Origin of the sequence: Pseudomonas sp. NPDC088444 (assembly GCF_044900175.1) — a bacterium.
Lineage (GTDB): Bacteria > Pseudomonadota > Gammaproteobacteria > Pseudomonadales > Pseudomonadaceae > Aquipseudomonas.
This window is the reverse complement of record NZ_JBJDNK010000008.1, coordinates 378608-385330: the sequence shown is the minus strand read 5'-3', so window position 1 is coordinate 385330 and position 6723 is coordinate 378608. Positions and strand designations below refer to the sequence as shown.

Genomic DNA, 6723 nt, shown 5'->3' with positions numbered 1-6723 from the left:
GAGCATGTTGGCGAAGGTCCGGCGACCTTCCAGCACGCCCTCCTCCAGCACCATCAGGCTCTTTTCCAGCAGGATGATGTCGGCCGCTTCCTTGGCGATGTCCACCGCGCTGTCCACGGAAATGCCGATATCGGCAGTGCGCAGCGCAGGCGCGTCGTTGATGCCGTCGCCCATGAAGCCGACTACATGGCCGTTGGCTTTGAGCAGGCGCACGATGCGCTCCTTGTGCGAAGGCGTCAGCTTGGCGAACACGTTGGTGGTTTCCACCGCCACGGCCAGTTCGGCATCGCTCATGCGCTCAACGTCCCCCCCCAGCAACAGGCCCTGACGCTCCAGGCCCACTTCACGGCAGATCTTGGCGGTCACGCGTTCGTTGTCACCGGTCAGCACTTTTACCGCCACGCCGTGTTCGGCCAACGCTTTGAGGGCGGGTGCGGTGCTTTCCTTCGGTGGATCGAGGAAGGCCACATAGCCGATGAGGGTCAGGTCGCTTTCATCGGCCAAGCCATAAGCGTCACGCCCGGCGTCCATTGAACGCGCAGCAACGGCCACAACGCGCAGCCCTTCTTCGTTGAAGCCCGCCGTCACCTGCACAATGCGCTCCAGCAGTTCCGGGGTCAGCGATTCTTCCTCTTCGCCATGACGTACGCGATTGCACACGCCCAACACCTCTTCCAGAGCACCTTTGCAGATCAGCAGATGAGGCTGACCGTGCTCCTGCACGACCACCGACATGCGCCGACGGTTGAAATCGAACGGCACTTCGTCGACCTTGCTGAACGCAGTCCCCACTTGCAGCTCGCGATGGATTTCCACGTGCTCCAGCACAGCAACGTCCAGCAGGTTTTTCAGCCCGGTCTGGTAATAGCTGTTGAGGTAAGCCATTTCCAGCACGTCGTCGGACTCATCCCCCCACACATCGACATGGCGCGCCAGGAAGATTTTGTCTTGGGTCAGCGTCCCGGTTTTATCGGTGCACAGCACGTCCATGGCGCCGAAGTTCTGAATCGCATCCAGACGTTTGACGATGACTTTCTTGCGCGACAGAAACACCGCGCCCTTGGCCAGCGTCGAGGTGACGATCATCGGCAGCATTTCCGGGGTCAGGCCCACGGCAATGGACAACGCGAACAGCAGCGCTTCCATCCAGTCGCCCTTGGTGAAGCCATTGATGAACAGCACCAGCGGCGCCATGACGAACATGAAGCGGATCAGCAGCCAACTGACTTTGTTGACCCCGGCCTGAAACGAGGTGGGCGCACGATCCGTGGCGCTGACGCGTTGGGCCAGGGCGCCGAAATAGGTGTTGTTACCGGTGGTGAGAACCACGCCGGTCGCGGCCCCCGATACCACGTTGGTGCCCATGAACAGGATGTTTTCCAGATCCAGCGGGTTGCCGGTATCGACCTCCTGGCGCCGGGCGAATTTCTCGACGGGCAAGGATTCGCCGGTCATCGCGGCCTGGCTGACGAACAGGTCCTTGGCGCTGAGCACGCGGCAGTCAGCAGGAATCATGTCGCCCGCCGAGAGCACGATCAGGTCGCCCGGCACCAATTGTTTGATCGGCAGTTCGATGCGCTGCGCTTTGCCGTCTTCACGACGCAGCACGGTCGCGGTGTTGCTGACCATCGCCTTGAGTGCGTCGGCGGCCTGATTGGAGCGGGCTTCCTGCCAGAAGCGCAGCAAGGTCGAGAGCACCACCATGGAGAAGATCACGGTCGCGGCTTTCATGTCCTCGGTCAGCCACGAGATGAGGGCCAGCAACGTCAGCAGCAGATTGAACGGGTTTTTGTAGCAGTGCCACAGGTGCACCCACCAAGGCAGCGGCTGTTCGTGCTCAACTTCATTGAGGCCGTGTTGTTGACGCAGCGCGAGGGCTTCGTCTTCGCTCAGGCCGTCGAGGTTGCTGCCTAGGCGCGAGAGCAATTCAGGCACTTTACCGCTGGCACCAAGGGTGAGGGTTTGCGCCAGAGTGGGCGGTACTTCGCGGCTGACAGTGGCGTCGGTCATGCTGTCGAGCATGGCCAGCCGACGGAAATGCCGGGCGAAGTGACGGGTCCGCAGAAAACCTGCGAAGAACTCTTTCAGGAGGGCGAATTTCATCATGGTGTCCCCTGGACTGAAGGGTTACTGCTCATGGAGATTCAGGGGTACAGCCGAGCGCGCGGTGTGCCGTTCGCAAGGAAACAGCGCACAACGGACCACCCGCACGACCGTAAAAAGCCGTACGTGGGGCAAGCGTCAGGGAAAGGACAGGAAAGGGTTCGCCTGCCGTTTCTCGCATGTGTCAGCGAGATAACGGCAGTGAAAAGACTGCGCGTTATCTTGCCGAGGATTGGCCGGTCATCGAAACCGGCTGACGTCTGTCACTCGAACAAGTACCCACTGTGGGTCTCCGCATTGGTTGAAAACGGGCGAAGAATACGCCCGGCTTTTATGAGAGTAAACCGCCATCATGAGCCCTGCCGAGACTATTGCGTGAGGGTTCAGGGAAGGTTCAGGAAGGGCGTTTCCTACAGACCGCACCGATATCCTCGGTGGACGCCGTCCACCGCAACATCCTGCCGGCCTTGCTGCTAGAATGCCGCGCTTCACTCCTGCCCCAAGGCGCCGCGCATGTCTTCCTTGAATCAGGCGCTCAGCGTCGCCCTCGATAATCGCCAATCCCTGCTCGCAGAGCTGCACGCGCAAGGCACCGATTGCTATCGTCTGTTCCATGGCAGCCAGGAAGGCGCAGGCGGCTTGACCATCGACCGTTATGGCCCGCAATTGCTGGTGCAAAGCTTCCACCGTACGCTGGACCGCGACTCGCTACTGGCCGCGCACGCCGCGATCAATGCTCGATTGGGGCTGGAACTGATGCTGGTCTACAACGACCGCTCTCAGGGCAATTCGCGGATCGATCGCGCAGATCCCGTCTACAAAGCCGACGGTGCTGCGCTGGAAGACCTGATCGGCCACGAGTGGGGCCTCAAGTACCGTGTGCGCGGGCGGCATGCCGGGCAGGACCCGCTGCTGTTTCTCGACCTGCGCAATGCCCGCGGCTGGGTGAAAGACCACGCCAAGGGCAAGCACGTACTCAATCTGTTCGCCTACACCTGTGGCGTGGGGCTGAGCGCCGCAGCCGGTGGTGCGCGAGAGGTGTGCAATCTGGATTTCGCCGAAGGCAACCTCGCCGTCGGCCGGGAGAACGGCAAGCTGAACCCGCAACTGCCCGAGATGCAGTTCATTCAGTCCGACTACTTCCCGGCGATTCGCCAACTGGCGGGCCTGCCGATTGCGTCCCGTCGCGGCCAAAAGCTTCCGAGCTATGTACGCCTCGAACAGCGCCAGTTCGATCTGGTGCTGCTGGACCCACCCGCTTGGGCAAAGAGCGCATTCGGGACAGTCGATTTGCTGCGCGACTACCAAAGCCTGCTCAAGCCCGCATTGCTGACCACTGCCGAGAATGGCGTGTTGATCTGCTGCAACAATCTGGCAAAGGTCAGCATGGATGATTGGCGCGATCAGGTGCTGCGTTGTGCCACCAAAATCGGCCGTCCGGTGCGCGAGTGGCAAGCGCTCCCCCCTGCCGCCGACTTTCCGTCACTGGATCAACAGCCTCCACTCAAAACCTTGATCTTGCAGCTTTGATCGGGGGTTGATCGCGCGGATTTTTCCCACAAGCAGTGAGGCAATCGACTTCGGAACCAGATTGGCGTGCCATACTCAAAGGCACCTCATATCGAGAGAGAGTTGGCGACCCTTATGCCCAAAGGATTGAAACGCGCCATCGGCGCCTTGTTGGCCGCCTTCGCCCTTTACAGCATGTTGGGGTTCTTCATTCTGCCCGGCATCGCGCTGCGCGTGATCAACCAGCAACTGGCGAATTACGCGACGGTTCCCGCCACGTTGAACCGACTGGAACTCAACCCCTACACGCTTGAAGTCACGCTGTGGGGCCTGAACATTGGCGCACCGGGCAAAGAACAGATTGCCTTCGAAAAGCTGTACGTCAACCTGCAGATCGACAGCCTGTGGACCAAGGCCCTGCACCTGGCCGCCGTCAAGCTCGACAAACCCAAGACCGAACTGCTGTTCGCCAAAGACGGCACCCTCAATCTGGCCGGACTGTTCAAGCTGCCACCGAGTGATCCTGCCAAGCCCGACGAGCCACCTAGCAAACCCTTCCCGCTGCGTATCGATGAAATAAAGCTCGCTGACGGTTATGTCCACTTCGAAGACCTGCGCCCCAGCGAACCCATCGAATTTCTCTACGACGCCCTGAATTTCGAGCTGAAAAACCTCAGCACCCTGCCTGAAGACAACGCGGACATGACGCTGGTCGCCGCCGGTCCCGATGGTGGGCAGATCGACTGGGTGGGCCGCGTGAGCCTCGTTCCCATCGCCTCGGAAGGCACGCTGAAAGTCACCGATGGCAAGATGAAGCTGTGGTGGCCCTATGTGCGCGATGCTCTGCCGCTGGTACTCAAAGACGGCGTACTTAGCCTCGACACTCACTACACACTCAACCTGGCCAAAGAAACCGAACTGCGGCTGGACAACACCTCCATCAAAGTCTCGCCATTCGCCATGGACGCCCCGGACGGGCGGCCACTGGTGCGCCTGAAAAACTTGGAAGTCAGCGAGACGTCGGTGGATCTGGCCAAGCAGTTAGTCACCGTGGGCAAGATCCGCAGTCAGGGTCTGGAGACCTGGGCCGCACGGGAAAGCGATGGTCAGCTCGACTGGCAGAAGCTGTTCGCCAGCCAGCCTGCGAAGTCGGAGCAGAAGAAGGCCGAAGCCGAGAAGCATCAACCCGCGACCGCTTCGGGCGCCGAAACCACAGCCAGTAAAGACACGGCGCCAAGCAAGCCGTGGCAAGTGCTGCTGCGCGACACACAACTGCGGGACTATCGCGTGCACTTGGCCGACAAAGTGCCCAAAGAGCCTGTCGCGCTGGAGGTCGGCCCGCTCAATCTGGACCTGAACAATTTTGACAGCCTCAATCAATCGCCTTTCACCCTCAAACTCGACACCGGGCTGGGCAAACAAGGCAAGCTGACCGCCGAGGGCGAAGTCAATCTGGCGCCGGTACGCGCCAAACTCAATGTCACCACCCGCGACATCGACCTGCGTGTGGCGCAATCCTATGTCACGCCGTTCATTCGGCTGGAAGTGCGCAGCGGCATGCTGAACACTGATCTGGCGGTCGACTTGAAGAGCACCGAGCCGCTGGCGCTGGGCATTACCGGCAAGGCCCAGGTCGATCAACTGCACACACTGGACACCCTCAAATCCCGGGACTTCGTGAAATGGCAAAGACTGAACGTCGATGGCCTGAACTTCCAGCTGGGCGACAGCCTGAGCATCGCGACCATCAATATCGAACAGCCGTATGCGCGCTTCGTGATCGCCGATGACCGGACTACCAACATTGATGACCTGCTGATTCCGCAGCCTGCCGACACGCCCAAAGCCGCGCCGCAGCCCGCAGCTCAAGCAAAGGCCGCGTCCGCTGACAAACCGATGGGCATTCACATCGGTGAGGTGAACATCAACAATGGCTCGGCCAACTTCGCCGACTTTAGCCTCACGCCGAATTTCGCGACGGCCATCCAGCAGTTGAACGGTACGATCGGCACGCTGGATAACCGTCAGGACAAGCCTGCGCCGGTGGACATCAAAGGCAAGGTCGACCGCTATGCGCCGGTCACGATCAAAGGCGCACTCAACCCCTTCAATCCGCTGGCCAGCCTTGATATTGCGACCAGCTTCAAACGCGTCGAGCTGACCACGCTGACGCCCTACTCCGGAAAATTCGCCGGGTATCGCATTCGCAAGGGGCGGTTGAATCTGGACCTGCATTACCTGATCACCAAAGGCCAGCTCAAGGCCGAGAACAAGGTGGTGGTCGAGCAACTGCAATTGGGTGAAAAAGTCGACAGCCCGGATGCGGTGAACCTGCCGCTGAAACTGGCGATTGCGCTGCTCAAGGATGTGGACGGCAAGATTTCCATCGAACTGCCGGTTTCCGGGGATTTGAACAACCCTCAGTTCAGCGTGATGCCGATCGTCTGGCAGACGCTGCGCAATCTGGTGGTGAAGGCGGCGGCGGCGCCGTTCAAGTTCATTGGCGGACTGATCAGCGGAGGCGGTGCGGAAGACCTGGGCACTGTGGCCTTCGCACCAGGCTCGGACGAATTGAGTGGCGACGCGCAAGCTTCTCTCGACAAACTGGCCGCCGCGCTGAAAGAACGCCCCGCCCTGCGTCTGGAAATCGAAGGCACCAGCGCCGAGGCCAGCGATGGCCCCCTGATCGCCCAGCAACGGCTGGAGCGTGAATACCAGAGCACGTACTACAAAATTCTTCAGCGGCGTGGCGACAAAGTCCCCGCCCAGGCCAGTGACCTGAAGGTGCCGGACGACGAGAAAGCACCGATGCTCGAAGGCATCTATCGCACCCGCCTGAAACAGCAGCCACCTGCTGAATGGGTCGATCTGGGTAAGGAAGAGCGGCAGAACAAGCTGCGCGAGGCCGTGCTCAAGTCGTGGAGTTCTAGCGCTTTGCTGTTGCGTCAGTTAGGCCAGGCGCGGGCAGGCAGTATCAAGGACTATCTCGTGGACAAGGGACAACTGGCCGATGATCGGGTCTATTTCGTTGACGCGTCCCTCGGTCAGCCGGAAAAAGACGGACGCGTCATCAGCCCCCTGCATCTGGACAGTGAGTAACGAACGTTGAAG

At 60.4% G+C, this 6723-nt stretch carries 3 protein-coding genes; 2 read left to right on the top strand and 1 reads right to left on the bottom strand.

Features of this window, described 5'->3' with window-relative positions:
- Positions 1-2103: magnesium-translocating P-type ATPase (gene mgtA / locus ACI2KB_RS18075; RefSeq protein ID WP_404636542.1), on the bottom strand; the 2103-nt coding region annotated here is incomplete at its 3' end.
- Between the two features lie 513 nt (positions 2104-2616).
- On the opposite strand from mgtA, the gene ACI2KB_RS18070 reads away from it, so the two are divergent.
- Both ACI2KB_RS18070 and ACI2KB_RS18065 read left to right on the top strand, forming a co-directional pair.
- Positions 2617-3633 (top strand): class I SAM-dependent rRNA methyltransferase, encoded by a 1017-nt coding sequence (locus ACI2KB_RS18070; RefSeq protein WP_404636541.1) that lies wholly within the window; start codon positions 2617-2619, stop codon positions 3631-3633.
- 114 nt (positions 3634-3747) lie between these two features.
- Positions 3748-6711 (top strand): DUF748 domain-containing protein, encoded by a 2964-nt coding sequence (locus tag ACI2KB_RS18065; RefSeq protein WP_404636540.1) that lies wholly within the window; start codon positions 3748-3750, stop codon positions 6709-6711.
- Positions 6712-6723: the final 12 nt, after the last annotated feature.

Bases quoted from the DNA above. Each gene is read 5' to 3' on its own strand.
- ACI2KB_RS18070 (WP_404636541.1), top strand. From the start codon at position 2,617: ATGTCTTCCTTGAATCAGGCGCTCAGCGTCGCCCTCGATAATCGCCAA.
- ACI2KB_RS18065 (WP_404636540.1), top strand. From the start codon at position 3,748: ATGCCCAAAGGATTGAAACGCGCCATCGGCGCCTTGTTGGCCGCCTTC.